This window comes from Zoogloea sp. LCSB751 (assembly GCF_002028455.1).
GTDB lineage: Bacteria > Pseudomonadota > Gammaproteobacteria > Burkholderiales > Rhodocyclaceae > Zoogloea.
On the sequence record NZ_MWUM01000444.1, the window covers coordinates 1 to 250 of the forward strand.

General features: G+C 68.8%; 2 protein-coding genes. One reads left to right on the forward strand and one right to left on the reverse strand.

All coding sequences use genetic code 11. The features are described 5' to 3' along the window. Positions 1-117, forward strand: a 117-nt coding sequence (locus B4920_RS27275; RefSeq protein WP_139379744.1) for an acyl-CoA dehydrogenase family protein, incomplete at its 5' end; no start/stop codon positions are given. On the opposite strand, the gene B4920_RS31185 is transcribed toward B4920_RS27275, so the two are convergent. Next, positions 86-238, reverse strand: a complete 153-nt coding sequence (locus tag B4920_RS31185; RefSeq protein WP_368664751.1) for a sigma factor-like helix-turn-helix DNA-binding protein — start codon at positions 236-238, stop codon at positions 86-88. The two genes, B4920_RS27275 and B4920_RS31185, sit on opposite strands and share 32 nt — an antisense overlap. Between the last annotated feature and the right edge of the window lie 12 nt (positions 239-250).

Consider the following 250-nt stretch of genomic DNA (forward strand, 5'->3'; position numbering starts at 1 on the left):
GGCTACGGCTACATGATGGAGTACCCGATCGCCCAGATGTACGCGGCGGCGCGCGTCCAGAAGATCTACGGCGGCACCAACGAGATCATGAAAGAGCTGATCGCCCGGGGGATCTGAGGTCCGCGCGAAGGGCCTCGAGCGCGCGGTGCTGCCGGACGCGGACGGCGTGCGGCGAGAGCCGTAGGGCGGCGGCCGTCTGCTCGACGGTGCGTCGCTGCACCACGCGCAGATGCAACACGCGGTAGAGCTC